The sequence below is a fragment of the Caulobacter rhizosphaerae genome (assembly GCF_010977555.1).
In the GTDB taxonomy this organism is placed as follows: Bacteria; Pseudomonadota; Alphaproteobacteria; order Caulobacterales; family Caulobacteraceae; genus Caulobacter; species Caulobacter rhizosphaerae.
The window spans coordinates 1,495,901-1,510,705 of the sequence record NZ_CP048815.1 but is presented as its reverse complement, the minus strand read 5'-3'; the positions used below and the strand labels follow the sequence as shown (position 1 = coordinate 1,510,705).

Sequence of the window (14,805 nt, the reverse complement as noted above, 5' to 3'; positions counted from 1 at the left end):
CTAGGCGATCGGCTCGACCTTCACGGCGGTGCCGTAGGCCAGGACCTCGGTGATGCCCTCCATGATCTCGTTGGCGTCGTAGCGCATGGCCAGGATGGCGTTGGCGCCCATCTCGGTCGCGTGCGCCACCAGCAGGTCGTAGGCCTCCTTGCGGGCCGCCTCGGCCAGGTTGACATAGATCGACAGCTTGCCGCCGAAGATCGACTGGATCGAGCCGCCGATATTGCCGATCACGCTGCGCGAGCGGACGGTGACCCCGCGCACCAGGCCCAGATGGGCGACGATGCGGTGGCCGGGCAGGTCATTGGTGGTGGCGACGAGCATGGGATATCTCCTTGGCGTGCCGTCGATATAGCCAAGGCCGGCGGGCCGCGTCCCCTACAAACCCACCATCGTCGCCAGCTTCAGCACCGTGTTCCAATTGCGGGCGGTGCCCAGAGGGGACCTCTTGGTCTTCTTCCAGTCCCGGTCGAGCATCGAATGGCCCACGTCCTCGGGGTAGTCGATATAGAGCTCGCGCGTTCCGACCTTGAAGGTCTCCGGACCGGTGATCGCCGCGCGCAGCGTGGCTTCGTCGCCGTCTGGCAGTGGGGCCTTCATGAAGTGCACCAGCAGGTGGTTGGGGTGGCTCCTGACCTCGTCCGGATAGGGGTTCGCGTCGATGATCTCCTTCAACTCGGCGGAGGTGCGGGCGAAGAACTCGGTCCGCAGGCCCATGCGCTTCTCCAGGCCGTCCTCCAGCCGCTGTTCCAGATGGGCGTCTGCCTCGGCCTTGCCCCACAGCACCAGGTTGCCGCTGGCCAGCAGGGTCTTGGCGTCGTCGAAGCCCAGGTCCTTGGCCAGGCCCAGCAGGTCGTCCTTCAGCACCTTGCGGCCACCGACGTTGACGCCGCGCAGCAGGGCGATGTGAGGGCTCATCGGGCGAACTCCGTTCCTTGATTGTTCCCGTCGTACCCGCGACCGCGTCCCTGAGCAACCGGGGAACGTTGCCCTGGGCGCGCCTTGGGTCTAGACCCCCGCTCGACCGTTTTTCCGGGAGACCCGCCGCATGACCGCTACGCGCAACGAGACCGACACCTTCGGCCCGATCGCCGTCGAGAACGACAAGTACTGGGGCGCTCAGGCCCAGCGTTCGCTCGGCAATTTCAAGATCGGCTGGGAGAAGCAGCCGCTTCCGGTCGTCCGCGCCCTGGGGATCGTCAAACGCGCCGCCGCCGAGGCCAACCTGGCCTTGGGCAAGCTGGACCCGAAACTCGCCGAGACCATCGTGGCGGCCGCCAACGAAGTCATCGAAGGCAAGCTGAACGAACACTTTCCCCTGGTCGTCTGGCAGACCGGCTCGGGCACCCAGTCCAACATGAACGCCAACGAGGTGATCTCGAACCGCGCGATCCAGATGCTGGGCGGCGAGATGGGCAGCAAGAAGCCCGTCCACCCCAACGACCACGTCAATATGAGCCAGTCGTCGAACGACACCTATCCGACGGCGATGCACGTGGCCTGCGCCGAGCAGATCGTCCACGACCTGCTGCCGGCCCTCAAGCACCTCCATGAGGCCCTGAAGGCCAAGTCCGAGGCCTGGGCCAAGATCATCAAGATCGGCCGCACCCACACCCAGGACGCCACTCCCCTGACCCTCGGCCAGGAGTTCGGCGGCTACGCCCAGCAGGTCGCCAACGGCGTCGAGCGGATCGAGCAGACCCTGCCCAAGCTGATGCAGCTGGCCCAGGGCGGCACCGCGGTCGGCACGGGCCTGAACGCCCCCATCGGCTTCGCCGAGAAGGTGGCCGAGCAGATCGCCGCCATCACCGGCCTGCCCTTCACCACCGCTCCGAACAAGTTCGAAGCCCTGGCCGCCCACGACGCCATGGTCTTCAGCCACGGCGCGATCAACACAGTCGCCGCCAGCCTGTTCAAGATCGCCAATGACATCCGCTTCCTGGGCAGCGGCCCGCGCGCCGGCCTGGGCGAACTCAGCCTGCCGGAAAACGAGCCGGGCTCGTCGATCATGCCGGGCAAGGTCAACCCGACCCAGTGCGAGGCTCTCACCCAGGTCTGCGTCCAGGTGTTCGGCAACCACGCCGCCGTCACCTTCGCCGGCAGCCAGGGCCATTTCGAGCTGAACGTCTTCAACCCGGTGATGGCCTACAACTTCCTGCAGTCGGTGCGCCTGGTCGCCGACGCCGCGATCAGCTTCACCGACAACTGCGTGGTCGGCATCGAGCCGCGCGTCGACAACATCAACAAGGGCGTCGAGAACAGCCTGATGCTCGTCACGGCCCTGAACGGCAAGCTGGGCTACGACGCCTGCGCCAAGATCGCCAAGACCGCGCACAAGAACGGCACCACCCTGCGCGAGGAAGCCGTCGGCGGCGGCTACCTGACCAACGAAGAGTTCGACCAGTACGTCCGCCCCGAGAACATGATCTCGCCGGGCTGAATTTGATCCAGCTGGTCCGGATCATCGACGACCTGCCGGACGGCTTTGACGCCCTCCTCGCCGACGCGGCGAGTGAGGGCGTTGGCGCCATGGCTCGGCTCGCAGAGGGCTGGGCCAGCGCCGACCAGCGCTTCGAGGACGACGGCGAGGCCCTGCTGGGCGCGCTGCTGGCCGGCGAACTGGCCGGGATCGGCGGCCTGTCGGTCGAGCCCGCCGCGACCGAACCCGCCCGCCGCATGCGCCGCCTCTATGTCCGCCCCACCTTCCGCCGCCAGGGCGTGGCGCGCACCCTGGCGTCCGCCCTGATCCAGGAAGCCCTCGACCAGGTCGACCTCCTCACCTGCAACGCCGCCGCCTCCCCCGCCGCCACGCCGTTCTGGGAAGCGCAGGGCTTCTCGCGAGACAGTTCGGGCCCCTGGACCCACGTGTTGCGGCGGAACGTCGGATGACCGCCTTGGAACGCCCCTACTGGATCGAGGCGCTGTTCGAGCGGCGCGAGGGCTGGAACGCCGGCGCCTATCCGTTCAACCTGCCCGTGGTGCGCGATCTGGACCGCCTGGCGTTCCATCCGCGCGTGACCTTCCTGGTCGGCGAGAACGGCTCGGGCAAGTCCACCTTGATCGAGGCCTTGGCCATGGCTTGGGGGTTCAACCCCGAGGGCGGGTCGACCAACGTCAACTTTTCGACACGCGCCTCGCACTCGTCCCTGAGCCGGTATATTCGGCGGGTTCGTGGGGCGTTGCGCCCCATCGACGGCTATTTCCTGCGGGCGGAGAGTTTCTTCAACGTCGCCAGCTATGTCGAGGAGATCGGCGTCAGCGGCTACGGCGACACTCCCCTGCACGAACAGTCGCACGGCGAGGCCTTCTTCGCCCTGTTCGACAACCGCTTCCGCGGCGACGGCCTCTACATCCTCGACGAGCCCGAGGCGGCCCTGTCGCCGCAGCGGCAGCTGTCGTTCCTGGCGCGGCTGCACGAGCTGGTCCTGGCCCGCTCGCAGTTCATCATCGCCACCCACTCGCCGATCCTGCTGGGCTATCCCGACGCCTGGATCTACCAGGCCTCCGAGCGCGGCCTCGATCGCGTGGACTACGAGGACACCGAGCACTTCCAGGTGACCCGCAACTTCCTCAACCGTCGCCAGACCTTCCTGGACGTGCTGCTGGCGGACGACGACTTCGAAGCCTGACGCGCGGCGAGGGGCGTGTTAGCCTTCGCCCATGGGCAAGGTCGAACTCGACATCGGCATCGATCCGGAACTGCTGGCGCAGGCCAAGCGGCTGGGAATTTCCGTGGCCGGCATGAGCGAGACGCAGCTTCGACTGCATCTCCAGAAAGTGGACCCCGCCTGCGCCGAGGAACGTGCGCGGCGGTGGGCGGACGAGAACGCCGACGCGATCAAGGCGCTTCATCGGTTCGTCGAGGAACACGGCGCCTTCGGGGACGATCTGCGGACGTGGTGATCCGTCAGTACGACGTCTTCGACAATCCGAGCGCGATCACGCGCGCCAAGGTCCCTTATGTCGTCGTTCTGCAATCCCATTTGTTCGAGGCGCTGCCAACGCTGGTCATCGCGCCCATGATGCGGCTCGATCAATCGGTGCATGGCGGCAAGATCTTGGTCGAGGTGAACTTCGCGGATGAACGCCTGGTCGTGAATACGGCTTTCCTGACCAACATCGAACGTTTGCGGTTGGGCCGCTCGCGCGGCTCCCTCGCCGCCTACGAAGACGACATCCGCTGCGCCGTCGACCGCCTGTTCACCGGCTTCTAGCGCCGGTCCACCACGGTCCGGCCGATCGGGGCCAGGGCCACGACGGCCAGCTGCAGGTCCTTGATCGCGAACGGGATGCCGATGATCGTCACGGCCTCGGCCGCCGCGGCGACTAGATGGGCCAGGGCGATGTACCAGCCGCCCAGGACGAACCAGATCACGTTGAGCGCGCAGCCCAGGGGACCGGTGCCCAGGTCCTCGCGGCCGGTCACTAGGTCGCGCGGCACGATTTCCTTGCCGAAGGGCCAGAAGGCGAAGCCGGCGATGCGCCAGGCCGCGCCCGCATAGGGCAGGCCCACGATCGTGATGGCCAGCAGCAGCCCGCCCAGCAGCCACAGGCAACCGGAGATGAAGCCGCCGAAGATGAACCACAGAATGTTGAGCAGCAGGCGGATCATGACGGCCTCCGGAAGTCGCAAGCCTAGGCGTGGGACGAATCGCGGGTGATGTCGAGCTTCGCCTTTCCCTTCGCCGGACGTGACCTTGCCACAAGGTATCGCTATGTGACGCGCTCGAAACAAAGGCGCGACGCGATTCCGCGCGAGGCGCAGAACGAGGGCACGATGGGTCTGTTCCGCAAGAAGAAGCACCAGGCGATCTCGCTGCCGGTCGGCGCGGCCCCTGTGCCCGCCTCGGTGAAGTTCCGCGGCTGCACGTTCCGCATGCCCGACCACTGGGTGATCACCAAGCAATTGCTGGACGGCAAGGACTACGAGCCCTGGGTGCTGGACTATTTCCTGCAGACCCTGAAACCCGGCATGACCGTGCTGGACGTCGGGGCCAGCTGGGGCGCCTTCGCCCTGCCCGCCGCCAAGAAAGTCGGTCCCACCGGCCGGGTGATCGCCATCGAGATGAGCCCAGGTAACGGCCGGGTGATCCTGGAGAGCGCCAAGACCAACGCCATCGACAACATCCGCCTGATCCTGGTGGGGGTGTCCGACACCCTGGAGACGGCCTTCCTGCGCCGCCAGACCATGCATAACAATCACCAGTTGGAGCCGGCCGGCCAGGCCGCGCCGGACGACCTGAGCGACTACGACTTCGCCCCGGTGGTGCCGATCGACCTGCTGCGCGGCGAACTTGGCAAGGTCGACGTGATGAAGATCGACATCGAAGGCATGGAATATCGCGCCTTCATGGGCGCCAAGGCCTTCATGGCCGAGCAGAAGCCGATCACCTTCCTGGAATATTCGCCGCGCTTCCAGGCCGAGACCTCGCGCGCCGAGGGCTCGGCCTTGCTGAGTTTCTTCCTGGACTTGGGCTATGGCGTCGAGATCCTGCACCGCAAGAAGAAGCGCGAGACGGTCAAGGGCACCGACGCCGCCGAGGTGATCGCCCGAATCGACGCGGCCTGGACGCGCCACGTCGAGGACGACAACGGCACGCACCTGGATCTGTGTCTGAAGGCGTAGGGCTGAACGCCGTGCGTCCTTCGAGGCTCGGCTTCGCCTCGCACCTCAGGATGAGGAATTCAGCAGCAACAAAGCTCCTCATCCTGAGGCGTCCGCGCAGCGGGCCTCGAAGGACGCAAGGCGCAACCGCCTACTTGATCAACTGCCACCGCTTGGCCCACCTCCCCTTGCCGAAGCGGGTGAGGATCAGCAGGTAAAGTCCCGCATAGATCACCGTGCCGGCGCCGACGACCGCCATCGCCCAGGGTCCGGGCGCATGCCAGGGCGGCGGCGCCAGCCAGTTGTGCGGCGGCGCCGTAAGTTCCAGCCACAGTCCGCCCACCCAGGCCAGCGAGAACAGCAGCACGGCCGGATAGCGCAGCAGCGGGCTCTTCTGGACCAGCAGCAGGACCTGGAGGAACGCCACGGCCAGGCCGGCGGCGATCGCCGCGCCGGCGGTCAGCCAGCCATTGTGCGCCAGCGCCTTGACCTGCATCGCTGTGGAAACGGCCGCCCACAATGGAGCCCACAGCACCGGGCCGAACATCAGCAGCAGGACGCAAAAACCGATCACCACGCCCAGGCCGCCGCCGATCACCCGGCCGGCCGCCTCGCCGGCGTGGTGCGCGTGGTCGTGGCCGTGCGGTTCGTCGCGAGCTGTTTCGGAGGAGGCCCGCCGCCCCGCCCTGGCCACGTCAGGCTCGCCGGCTGACCGCGAAGTCGGCCAGGCTCTCGAGGCTGGAGCGCCAGTCGTTGGCCGGGAAGCCCGCCAGGGCCGCCTTGGCCTTGTCGGCGTAGTTGGCGGCCAGGTCGAGCGTGGCCTCCAGCGCCCCGGTGCCGACGATCAGCTCGCGGGCCCGACGGAAATCGGCCTCGGTCTGCTCGCGGCGGCCAATGGCCCGTTCCCAGAACTCAGCCTCTCGCGGGCCCGAGCGGGCGATGGCCAGGAGCAGCGGCAGGGTCGCCTTGCCTTCGCGGAAATCGTCGCCGGCGTTCTTGCCCAGCGCCTCGGTGGTGCCGCCGTAGTCCAGGGCGTCGTCGGCCAGCTGGAAGGCCAGGCCCAGGTTCATGCCATAGGCGCGCAGGGCGTCCGACTGGACGGCCGACACGCCGGCCGAGACGCCGCCGGCTTCCGACGCCGCGGCGAACAGCTCGGCGGTCTTGGCGGCGATGATCTCGAGGTACAGCGCCTGCGACAGGTTCAGGTCGTGGCTGCGGGTGAGCTGCAGCACTTCGCCTTCGGCGATGACGCGGCTTGCACGGGCCAGGATCTCCAGCGCCTTCATCGAGTTGGTCTCGACCATCAGCTCGAACGCCCGGGCGAACAGGAAGTCGCCGACCAGCACGCTCTGCGCGGCGCCCCAAATCAGGTGGGCCGCGACCTTGCCGCGCCGCAGCTGGCTGCCGTCGACCACGTCGTCGTGCAACAGGGTGGCGGTGTGGATGAACTCGACGGCGGCCGCCAGCTTCAGGCAGGTGTCGTTGTCTGACCCGGCCAGGCGCGCGGCGGCTACGGTCAGCAGCGGACGCAGGCGCTTGCCGCCGGCGGCGATCAGGTGCTCGGCCAGGGCGGGAATGACCGGCACTTCGCTTTGCATGCGCGCGGTGATCAGAGCATCGACCCCGGCCATGTCGGCGGCGGCCAGCCGCACGAGACGATCCACCGATCCCGGCTGGCGGGCGAGGGTCGCTGCAGCTGCGTCCAAAACCATACTCTCCCTGCTGACGCCCGCCGGCGGTCGGCGTACGCCTCGCGTCCCTTGGGCTTGATCAGCCGTTGCGAGCGACAATGGTGGCGGGATAGGTCAGGGTCAAGGCGAGCACAAGGCTTGAAACGTTGCCGAACGAGATACCCGCGGCCGGAAGCCCGCCAAGCGTCACCGAAGACGCCGTCCTGAACGGCCGCGTGCGACTGCGCCAAGCCGTGGCGGGCTACCGGGCGGGCATGGACGCGGCCCTTCTGGCGGCCGCCTGCGACGCGGGGCCCGGCGAGCGGGTGATAGAGGCCGGCTGCGGGGTGGGCGGCGCGCTGCTGGCCGCGGCCGTCCGGCGCCCCGGCACCCGATTCGTCGGCATGGAGCGCGATTCCGTCGCCGTCGAGCTGGCCCGAGGCAATGCGGAGCTCAACGCGCTCCAGGATCGGGTCGAGATCGTCGGCGGCGATGTCGAGCGCGGCTTTCGCGCGCTGGACCTGCCGGTGTTCGACGCGGTCATGAGCAATCCGCCGTTCTTCGATGACCCCGCCGCCCTGCGCGCGCCCGCGCCGGAGAAGTCCGTCGCCTGGATGGCCGACGGCGGGCTGGGGGCCTGGACGGCCTTTTGCCTGAAGGCCGTGCGCGAGGGCGGGAGCCTCACCCTGATCCACCGCGCCGACCGCCTGGCCGACCTCCTGGCGCTGCTGGCCCCCAAGGCCGGCTCGTTCCGGATCCGCCCGATCGCGCCCTTCGCCGACGCCCCGGCCAAGCGAGTGATCGTCCGGGCGATCAAGACCGGCAAGGCTCCGCTGATCCTGCTGCCGCCGCTGGTGCTGCACGAGCGCGACGCGCCGGGGCATTCGGCGGCGGCCGAGGCGATCCTGCGGGGGGACGCGGCGCTGGGGTGGAACTAGATCCGCCACTTGCCCCCCAACTGGCCTTCGGCCGTCTTCCCCCAGAGGGGGAAGAGCCTAAACGCGAAGGCTCCGCCCCCTCTGGGGGCGGACAGACCGCGAAGCGGTCAGGTGGGGGCAAGTGAGCCGCCCCCTACTCCGCGTACAGCGCCAGCGCCTCCAGGCACATCTCCAGCCCGGTCAGGTCGTGCAGCGGATCGTCGGTGATGATCACGAACAGGCGCCGCGCCTCGGCCCACAGCATCAGGGTCTCGGGCAGGCCGAAGTCCTCGACCACGCAGCCGTCGCCGTCGCGCCAGACGCCGTGCTCGTCGCGCTGGGCGCCGACATGCACCTCCACCCGGTCGACATATTCGGCCTCGCTCTCGTCGGCGATATTGACATAGGCCATGACCGGACGCCCCAGCCCGGCCAGCACCCCGGCCTCGAACGCCGCGGCGCTGGCGCAGGACGGTCCGCGGAACGGCGTCAGGTTGATGATCCCGGCGTCGGCCTGCCGCAGCTTGGCCATTCTCTCGGCGTAGAGTTCGCGGGCCTGGACCTCGACATTGTCGGCCTGGGTCTCGACGATGGCCGGCGCGGTCAGGCCGGTGAAGCCGTTGTCCGCGCAGAAGGCGCGCTGGCGCGCGCTTTGCGCCTCGGCGTCGGGAAGCCAGGGCTCGGGGCCGGCCAGCCAGATGGAACGTACGGGTCTCATGCCCCTTACAACTTGCCGAAACAGGACGCTGTCAACCGCCTTGAAGACCATGATCGCCCCAAACCGCCGCGCGCTGATCGCCGCGACCGCCGCCGCCCTCGCCGCGCCAAGCTTGGCCGAGGCCGCGCAGAGCGACCCGTGGCTGGCCTATGACCGCCGCCTGCGCCAGCAACTGGCCGAGAGCCGGGGCGACTTCGATCCCGATTTCGAGACCGACCTGCGCGACCTGGGCGACCTCTTCCGGCGGGGCCGGAGCCTCTCCGAACTCGCGCCCGATCCCGGCCTGACCCTGGCGGCCCGCGCCCACGCCGCCGACATCGCCCGCACCGGCGTCTTCGACCACATGACCCGCGAGGGTTTCGGCCCCGCCGCCCGGGTCGGGCTGCTGGCCCGCGACCTGGTCGGCGCCCCGGCCGAGAACATCGCCGAGCGCCTGAACGCCGACGGCGCCGTGCGGCCCGATCAGATCATGGGCCAGTGGAAGGGCAGCGCCGGCCATCGCGCCAACCTGCTGTCGCCAGGCTTCACCCATGTCGGCTACGGGGTGCTGCGCCGGGGCCGCGAGGTGATCGCCGTGGGGGCCTATGCCGAGGTCTCCGCCCGCCTGGCCGCCCCGGCCCCGCTCCGCGTGGCCTCGGTCGCCTCCATCGCCTCGGCCCTGTCCAACGCGGTCCCGCGCATCGACCAGTTCTCGGTGTCGGAGCCTGGCGCCGACCCCCTGGTCGAGACTTATGTGGAGGCCCCCGGCGCCCGGACATTGCCGCCGGGGGCCTGGCAGCTGCGCCCGCACTTGTCGACCGGCGCCCGGAAGTACCAGGTGGCCTGGGGGCCGGTGTTCGTGCTGGGGTGAGAAGCCAGAGCGGCGGCGATTATCCTATGTTTTCCCTGGGCGTCGCCCCGGGAACATCACAGCCGGGCGGTCGTTGGGATCTTCCACCCACCGGACCCGCCAATGCCTCTCCTCTTCCTGCTGCGACTGATCTTTTCCCTGCTTTCCTGGGCCGTCCTGGCGGCGGCGGGATATCTGATCTGGAGCTGGTGGCAAGGCGACCTTGTGGTCGCTCCCGATGGCCTGGCGCGGCGCGTTCGCGACGAGGACTGGCGGTTATGGGCGGGCCTGGCCCTCCTGGCCTGGTCGTTCCTGGGCAAATGGTTGGTTGTCCCGCTCGTGGCCAAGCCCGACACGCGGCGCACACGTCCTGACCGAGTCGCTGGGCAGATCGTCAAGAGCCCCGGCGGCGGCGAGCTGCATGTGGAGGTCTCGGGCCCCATCGACGGACCGCCGATCATCCTGACCCATGGCTGGGGCCTGGACAGTACGATCTGGTTTTACGCCCGGCACGACCTGGCCAGGCGGTTTCGCGTCATCACGTGGGACCTGGCGGGGCTGGGCAAGTCGCGACGCGGCTCCTCCGGCAAGATCGGTCTGTCTCGCTTCGCGGACGACTTGGCGGCCATCCTAGACCTTACCGGCCAACGCCCCGCGGTGCTCGTCGGGCATAGCATCGGCGGAATGACCATCCAGACCCTGGCGCGCGACCACCCGCGCCTCTTCGCCGACAAGGTTCGCGGCGTGGCCCTGCTGAACACCACCTACACCAATCCTCTGCGGACCATGGTCTTCAGCCGCCTGTTCCAGGCCCTGCGACGACCCTTGCTGGAGCCGCTGCTTCACCTGACGATCTGGCTGCAGCCCGTGGCCTGGCTCAGCGCTTGGCAGAGCTATCTGAGCGGATCGGCGCACCTGGCCAATCGCTTTGGCTTTGGCCGGTTCGTCACGCGCAGCCAGCTGGAGCACACCACCCTGCTCGCCACGCGCAACGCCCCCGCAGTCCAGGCGCGGGGCAATCTGGCCATGTTCCGCTGGGATGCGACCGGCGCGCTCGAAGGCCTCCAGACGCCTGTCCTGATGATCGGCGGCGAAGTCGACATCATCACCAAACTGGAGGCGAGCCGCGAGATCGCCAGGTCCGCGCCGGAGGCTCGATTGCAAATGGTCGACGGCGTCAACCACATGGGCTTCCTGGAACGGGCGAACCTCTACACGGCGGCGATCGAGAGCTTCGCCGAGTCCGTGCAACCCGAGTCCGTGGCGAGCCAGCGGATCGAAACCCCGGCGGTGCTGGGAGCTCATGAAAGCTCTTGAGATCTGAGAAAACGAAAAACGGCGGGCCCTTGCGAGCCCGCCGTTCGTCGGTTCAGCGATGGAGCTGAAGGCCTAGTTCTTGGCCACGTCCACCAGCTTGTTCTTGGCGATCCAGGGCATCATGGCGCGCAGGCGGCCACCGACTTCCTCGATCTGGTGCTCGGCCGAGCGGCGACGGGTCGCCTTGAAGCTCGGCTGGCCGACTTGGTTCTCCAACATGAAGTCGCGAACGAACTTGCCCGACTGGATGTCGTCCAGCACCCGCTTCATCTCGGCCTTGGTTTCCGGCGTGATGATGCGCGGGCCGGTGACGTACTCGCCATACTCGGCCGTGTTGCTGATCGAGTAGTTCATGTTGGCGATGCCGCCTTCATACATCAGGTCGACGATCAGCTTCAGCTCGTGCAGGCACTCGAAATAGGCCATTTCCGGCGCGTAGCCGGCTTCCACCAGCACTTCGAAGCCCGCGCGGACCAGTTCGACCGTGCCGCCGCAGAGGACGGCCTGCTCGCCGAACAGGTCGGTTTCGCATTCCTCGCGGAAGTTGGTCTCGATGATGCCCGAGCGACCGCCGCCGATGGCGCTGGCGTAGGCCAGGCCCAGGTCGAGGGCGTTGCCGGTGGCGTTGTGGTGCACCGCGATCAGGCAGGGCACGCCGCCGCCCTTCTGGTACTCGCCGCGCACGGTGTGGCCGGGGCCCTTGGGGGCGACCATCAGCACGTCGATGGTGTCCTTGGGCTCGATCAAGCCGAAATGGACGTTCAGGCCGTGGGCGAACAGCAGGGCCGCGCCGTCGCGGATGTTGGGCGCGATGTCGTTCTTGTAGATGGCGGCCTGATGCTCGTCGGGCGCCAGGATCATCAGCAGGTCGGCCCAGGCCGCGGCTTCCGCCACGGTCATGACCTTCAGGCCTTCACCCTCGGCCTTCTTGGCGGTCGGCGAGCCGGCGCGCAGGGCGACGGCGACGTTGGTGGCGCCCGAGTCCCGAAGGTTGAGGGCATGCGCGTGACCTTGCGAACCATAGCCTACGATCGCGATCTTCTTGTCCAGGATGCGGGCGAGGTCGGCGTCGCGATCATAATAGACGCGCATGTTTTTTCTCCAGGACTTGGTCAATATGGCCACCCCGCGCAACGGCGGAGCGACAAAGGCCGGGCGTTTGAGCGTTTTTTTGCCGTTTCGTCAAGGCGACGACGACAGAACGTTGTGGCCGGAAAGCCTCTGTGGCGACGTTTTAGACGCTAGAGCGTTTCCCCGCCATGGCCAGCCTTGAAGAAGCATCCGAACACGCCCCGACGATCGCTCCCCGGCCGACCGAGGACCGCGCCCTGCGGGTGCTGGTGGTGGCGGGCTCACAGCGACGCCACAACAGCTGCCCGGGCCTGGATTCCAAGGCCCGCGCCCTGATGCTGCGGATGGCCGCTCGCCTGCCCGCCGCGTGGCAGATCGACACGGAGGACCTGGGCAACCAGCACGGCAGGCCGAAGATCCAGGCCTGCAACGCCTGCGTCAGCTCGTCGATGGCGCTCTGCGTCTGGCCCTGCAATTGCTACGGCCCGCGCAGCACCACCCAACCCGACCTGATGTGGGACCTGGACCTCTATGGCCGCCTGGCCCGGGCCGACGCCTGGGCCTTCATCGGCCCCACCAACTGGTACGGCCCTTCCACCAACTTCAAGCTGATGTTCGACCGCCTGGTCTGCGCGGCCGGCGGCAATCCGCGTCCCGACCTGATCGACAAGAAGGACACGCTGAAGGCCCAGGCCCTGGAGCGCTCGCCCCAGTGGCGGCGGCTGACGAGGAACCACCTGGAGGGGCGCACAGCCGCGTTCTTCACCTATTGCGACGGCGGGGCCAACGAGCTCGGCGAGGACGGCCGGCCCCAACTGGTCCAACGCAAGGACTGGTTCGACCCGGGCCAGGAGCCGTACCAGGACGAGCGCCTGGCCTATCAGGGTCTGGTCTGGCAGTGCCGCTACAGCGGGATCGAGGTCCCCGACCGCCTGTGGACCGCCGGCGTGTTCGGCGAGGGCAAGCCCTACGCCGACGACCAGGCCGACGACATGATGGCCGAGACCGACCACGTCGCCGAGTTCGACGCCTGGGTCGATGCCTTCATCACCCACGTGGCGCTCAAGGGGATCGTGGCGACCAAGGACGACGAGCGGGCGGCGAAGTCGACCACGAACGTCTAAGCGTTGGCCGCCGCGCGCCAGGGAAACAGCGCCCGCAGCCCCGGGTCGCGCAGCCACAGGCCGCCCCACATGAACAGGCCCAGGTAGATCGAGAACAGTTCGTGGCTGAACAGTGGGTTCTCGACCCGAACCTGGGTCGCCATGGCGCCGCCCAGCAGGCCGGTCATCAGGACCGCGCCCAGCACGGCCGTGCGCGGAAACAGGTAGAGCGCGACGAAGGCCAGTTCCATGATCCCGATCATCAGGACGTAGTCGGCCTTCCAGCCCAGCGCCGTCAGGGTTTCGGTCGCGACCGGCATGCCGGCCAGTTTCGGCAGGACCGATGCGCCCAGCATGAACAGGGCGAACAGACCGGTCAGGACGCGTCCCGTCCAGACCATGGGCGAAGCTTTCAACATCGTCGTTTCCTTTCGAAGCCGTCGCGCGGCGGGCAAGGCGTTGCGCCATTGCCCCGAGGACGATCCCGCGGCCCGCGACCCGACAAGTCCCCCTCGAAAAACTTCACCGTCGAAGCTCGGACCGAGATGCCGGCGCTGGAAACGACAAAGCCCGGGCGGATCGGCGATCCGCCCGGGCTTCTTCAAGAGGCGGCCAAGCCTACCAGAACAGGTCGTAGTAGACGCTCAGCACCTGGCCGCTCCAGACGTCGACCAGCACGGCGTCGTCCCCGACCCGCACCCACTCGCAGCCGATCGGCGGATACGGCAGGCCGTAGCGCCAGGCGTCCAGATAGTAGGACGAGCCGTACCAGCCGCCCGGCAGGTAGTCGCCGAACGACCAGCGGCGCGCATAGAATCCGCGTGGATAGCGATAGGCCGGGACGCGATAGCGCTGGGTGGCGCGATAGGATGGCCGGTAGCGGCGCTGGTCGTAGCGCTGGCGGTCGTTGTCGCGGTCGCGCCAGTGGCCGTCGTGGCCCGGCCGGCCCCAGTCGGGGCGTCCCTGGCCGGGGCGGCCCTGGTCGCCACGTCCGGGACCCCGGTCCCAGCCGCCATTGCGGTCGCCACGGTCACCCCGATCGCTCCAGTTCCGGTCGCCGCGGTTCCGGTCGCCGCGATTTTGATCATCGCGGCCTTGGTCACCCCGATTTTGATCGCCGCGGTTCTGGTCGCCACGGTTCTGGTCGCCACGATCCCAACGGCCGTCGCGGCCGCCCCGGTCTTGCCAGCCTTCCCGCGGATTGCGGGGCTGCGGCGCCGGCGCCGGTTGCTGGGGCTGCTGGGCCTCGGGCGCCGGCCGGGCGCCGCCGTTCCAGTCGGGACGACCACCGCGATCGCCCCGGTCGCCGCGTTCCCCGCGCGACTGACGCCAGGCGCCGCGATCGCCGCCGCCCGAAGGCTGCTGTTGCGGTTGAGCCTGGGGCGCCTGAGCCTGGGGCTGCTGCTGCTGCTGTTGTTGCCGCTGACGCCAGCCGCCGCCCTCGGCGCCGCGTTCGCCGCGACGATCCGGGCGGTCCTGCCCGGCGCCGGCGGCTTCCGCCGCGGCCCCGCCCAGCAGCGACAGGATCATCGCCGTCGTGATCAGACGTTTCATGTCTTTCCAAGTGCTCCAAGG

The 14,805-nt window shown here is 68.5% G+C and carries 19 protein-coding genes and 1 pseudogene; 11 read left to right on the top strand and 9 right to left on the bottom strand.

Annotated features, from left to right (window positions below; genetic code table 11):
- A complete protein-coding gene (locus G3M57_RS07090) occupies positions 1 to 324 on the bottom strand; it encodes a YbjQ family protein (RefSeq protein WP_056761875.1) in 324 nt (107 codons plus the stop codon).
- 54 nt (positions 325 to 378) lie between these two features.
- The gene (locus tag G3M57_RS07085) at positions 379 to 918 is read right to left on the bottom strand and encodes a DUF1697 domain-containing protein (RefSeq protein WP_163229665.1); all 540 of its coding nucleotides are present in this window, start codon (positions 916 to 918) and stop codon (positions 379 to 381) included.
- 130 nt (positions 919 to 1,048) lie between these two features.
- On the opposite strand from G3M57_RS07085, the gene fumC reads away from it, so the two are divergent.
- From fumC to G3M57_RS07060, 5 genes are read left to right on the top strand one after another with little or no spacing between them, the layout of a single operon-like run.
- Positions 1,049 to 2,440: a class II fumarate hydratase gene (gene fumC, locus G3M57_RS07080; RefSeq protein ID WP_163229663.1), complete on the top strand. Its 1,392-nt coding sequence runs from the start codon at positions 1,049 to 1,051 to the stop codon at positions 2,438 to 2,440.
- A 2-nt stretch (positions 2,441 to 2,442) separates the two neighbouring features.
- Positions 2,443 to 2,889, top strand: coding sequence for a GNAT family N-acetyltransferase (locus tag G3M57_RS07075; protein WP_163229661.1), 447 nt, complete (start codon positions 2,443 to 2,445; stop codon positions 2,887 to 2,889).
- A complete protein-coding gene (locus G3M57_RS07070; RefSeq protein ID WP_163229659.1) occupies positions 2,886 to 3,629 on the top strand; it encodes an AAA family ATPase in 744 nt (247 codons plus the stop codon). The genes G3M57_RS07075 and G3M57_RS07070 overlap by 4 nt, the downstream gene beginning before the upstream one ends.
- Before the next feature lie 31 nt (positions 3,630 to 3,660).
- Positions 3,661 to 3,903: a type II toxin-antitoxin system CcdA family antitoxin gene (locus G3M57_RS07065; RefSeq protein WP_028039893.1), complete on the top strand. Its 243-nt coding sequence runs from the start codon at positions 3,661 to 3,663 to the stop codon at positions 3,901 to 3,903.
- Positions 3,897 to 4,214: a CcdB family protein gene (locus tag G3M57_RS07060; protein ID WP_163229657.1), complete on the top strand. Its 318-nt coding sequence runs from the start codon at positions 3,897 to 3,899 to the stop codon at positions 4,212 to 4,214. The genes G3M57_RS07065 and G3M57_RS07060 overlap by 7 nt, the downstream gene beginning before the upstream one ends.
- On the opposite strand, the gene G3M57_RS07055 is transcribed toward G3M57_RS07060, so the two are convergent.
- A complete protein-coding gene (locus G3M57_RS07055; RefSeq protein ID WP_163229655.1) occupies positions 4,211 to 4,612 on the bottom strand; it encodes a YccF domain-containing protein in 402 nt (133 codons plus the stop codon). The genes G3M57_RS07060 and G3M57_RS07055 overlap by 4 nt on opposite strands.
- 165 nt (positions 4,613 to 4,777) lie before the next feature.
- On the opposite strand from G3M57_RS07055, the gene G3M57_RS07050 reads away from it, so the two are divergent.
- Positions 4,778 to 5,626, top strand: a complete 849-nt coding sequence (locus G3M57_RS07050) for an FkbM family methyltransferase (RefSeq protein WP_163229653.1) — start codon at positions 4,778 to 4,780, stop codon at positions 5,624 to 5,626.
- Between the two features lie 4 nt (positions 5,627 to 5,630).
- Positions 5,631 to 5,750: pseudogene (locus tag G3M57_RS27910) on the top strand (hypothetical protein); the annotation flags it as partial.
- A 6-nt stretch (positions 5,751 to 5,756) separates the two neighbouring features.
- Here G3M57_RS27910 and G3M57_RS07045 read toward each other — a convergent pair.
- Both G3M57_RS07045 and G3M57_RS07040 read right to left on the bottom strand, forming a co-directional pair.
- Entirely contained in the window at positions 5,757 to 6,299 is a 543-nt protein-coding gene (locus G3M57_RS07045) for a hypothetical protein (protein ID WP_163229651.1), read from the bottom strand.
- A 1-nt stretch (position 6,300) separates the two neighbouring features.
- Entirely contained in the window at positions 6,301 to 7,311 is a 1,011-nt protein-coding gene (locus G3M57_RS07040; RefSeq protein WP_163233674.1) for a polyprenyl synthetase family protein, read from the bottom strand.
- A gap of 200 nt (positions 7,312 to 7,511) precedes the next feature.
- On the opposite strand from G3M57_RS07040, the gene G3M57_RS07035 reads away from it, so the two are divergent.
- The gene (locus G3M57_RS07035) at positions 7,512 to 8,213 is read left to right on the top strand and encodes a methyltransferase (RefSeq protein ID WP_230983909.1); all 702 of its coding nucleotides are present in this window, start codon (positions 7,512 to 7,514) and stop codon (positions 8,211 to 8,213) included.
- A 133-nt stretch (positions 8,214 to 8,346) separates the two neighbouring features.
- On the opposite strand, the gene G3M57_RS07030 is transcribed toward G3M57_RS07035, so the two are convergent.
- On the bottom strand, positions 8,347 to 8,910 hold the full coding sequence (locus G3M57_RS07030; protein WP_056761890.1) for a nucleoside 2-deoxyribosyltransferase: 564 nt from the start codon (positions 8,908 to 8,910) through the stop codon (positions 8,347 to 8,349).
- A 49-nt stretch (positions 8,911 to 8,959) separates the two neighbouring features.
- Here G3M57_RS07030 and G3M57_RS07025 point away from each other — a divergent pair, with 49 nt between their 5' ends.
- Together G3M57_RS07025 and G3M57_RS07020 are read left to right on the top strand one after the other, a co-directional pair.
- A complete protein-coding gene (locus G3M57_RS07025; protein WP_163229649.1) occupies positions 8,960 to 9,760 on the top strand; it encodes a CAP domain-containing protein in 801 nt (266 codons plus the stop codon).
- A gap of 102 nt (positions 9,761 to 9,862) precedes the next feature.
- Positions 9,863 to 11,056 carry an alpha/beta fold hydrolase gene (locus G3M57_RS07020; protein WP_163229648.1) on the top strand — a complete coding sequence of 398 codons (1,194 nt, stop codon included), beginning with the start codon at positions 9,863 to 9,865 and terminating at the stop codon, positions 11,054 to 11,056.
- A 72-nt stretch (positions 11,057 to 11,128) separates the two neighbouring features.
- Here the strand turns inward: G3M57_RS07020 and ilvC are convergent, their stop codons facing one another.
- The gene (gene ilvC / locus G3M57_RS07015) at positions 11,129 to 12,148 is read right to left on the bottom strand and encodes a ketol-acid reductoisomerase (protein ID WP_056761892.1); all 1,020 of its coding nucleotides are present in this window, start codon (positions 12,146 to 12,148) and stop codon (positions 11,129 to 11,131) included.
- A 167-nt stretch (positions 12,149 to 12,315) separates the two neighbouring features.
- Between ilvC and G3M57_RS07010 the strand changes: the two genes are divergently transcribed.
- The gene (locus G3M57_RS07010) at positions 12,316 to 13,251 is read left to right on the top strand and encodes a flavodoxin family protein (RefSeq protein WP_163229646.1); all 936 of its coding nucleotides are present in this window, start codon (positions 12,316 to 12,318) and stop codon (positions 13,249 to 13,251) included.
- Here G3M57_RS07010 and G3M57_RS07005 read toward each other — a convergent pair.
- Positions 13,248 to 13,649, bottom strand: a complete 402-nt coding sequence (locus tag G3M57_RS07005) for a DoxX family protein (RefSeq protein WP_056761894.1) — start codon at positions 13,647 to 13,649, stop codon at positions 13,248 to 13,250. The two genes, G3M57_RS07010 and G3M57_RS07005, sit on opposite strands and share 4 nt — an antisense overlap.
- Before the next feature lie 199 nt (positions 13,650 to 13,848).
- Positions 13,849 to 14,784: an RcnB family protein gene (locus tag G3M57_RS07000; protein ID WP_056761896.1), complete on the bottom strand. Its 936-nt coding sequence runs from the start codon at positions 14,782 to 14,784 to the stop codon at positions 13,849 to 13,851.
- Between the last annotated feature and the right edge of the window lie 21 nt (positions 14,785 to 14,805).

Excerpts from the sequence above, each read along its gene's own strand:
- G3M57_RS07025 (WP_163229649.1), top strand. The coding sequence starts at position 8,960 with ATGATCGCCCCAAACCGCCGCGCGCTGATCGCCGCGACCGCCGCCGCC.
- G3M57_RS07010 (WP_163229646.1), top strand. The coding sequence starts at position 12,316 with ATGGCCAGCCTTGAAGAAGCATCCGAACACGCCCCGACGATCGCTCCC.
- G3M57_RS07085 (WP_163229665.1), bottom strand. The coding sequence starts at position 918 with ATGAGCCCTCACATCGCCCTGCTGCGCGGCGTCAACGTCGGTGGCCGC.
- G3M57_RS07000 (WP_056761896.1), bottom strand. The coding sequence starts at position 14,784 with ATGAAACGTCTGATCACGACGGCGATGATCCTGTCGCTGCTGGGCGGG.
- G3M57_RS07090 (WP_056761875.1), bottom strand. The coding sequence starts at position 324 with ATGCTCGTCGCCACCACCAATGACCTGCCCGGCCACCGCATCGTCGCC.
- G3M57_RS07030 (WP_056761890.1), bottom strand. The coding sequence starts at position 8,910 with ATGAGACCCGTACGTTCCATCTGGCTGGCCGGCCCCGAGCCCTGGCTT.
- G3M57_RS07050 (WP_163229653.1), top strand. The coding sequence starts at position 4,778 with ATGGGTCTGTTCCGCAAGAAGAAGCACCAGGCGATCTCGCTGCCGGTC.
- G3M57_RS07070 (WP_163229659.1), top strand. The coding sequence starts at position 2,886 with ATGACCGCCTTGGAACGCCCCTACTGGATCGAGGCGCTGTTCGAGCGG.
- ilvC (WP_056761892.1), bottom strand. The coding sequence starts at position 12,148 with ATGCGCGTCTATTATGATCGCGACGCCGACCTCGCCCGCATCCTGGAC.
- fumC (WP_163229663.1), top strand. The coding sequence starts at position 1,049 with ATGACCGCTACGCGCAACGAGACCGACACCTTCGGCCCGATCGCCGTC.
- G3M57_RS07055 (WP_163229655.1), bottom strand. The coding sequence starts at position 4,612 with ATGATCCGCCTGCTGCTCAACATTCTGTGGTTCATCTTCGGCGGCTTC.
- G3M57_RS07020 (WP_163229648.1), top strand. The coding sequence starts at position 9,863 with ATGCCTCTCCTCTTCCTGCTGCGACTGATCTTTTCCCTGCTTTCCTGG.
- G3M57_RS07065 (WP_028039893.1), top strand. The coding sequence starts at position 3,661 with ATGGGCAAGGTCGAACTCGACATCGGCATCGATCCGGAACTGCTGGCG.
- G3M57_RS07005 (WP_056761894.1), bottom strand. The coding sequence starts at position 13,649 with ATGTTGAAAGCTTCGCCCATGGTCTGGACGGGACGCGTCCTGACCGGT.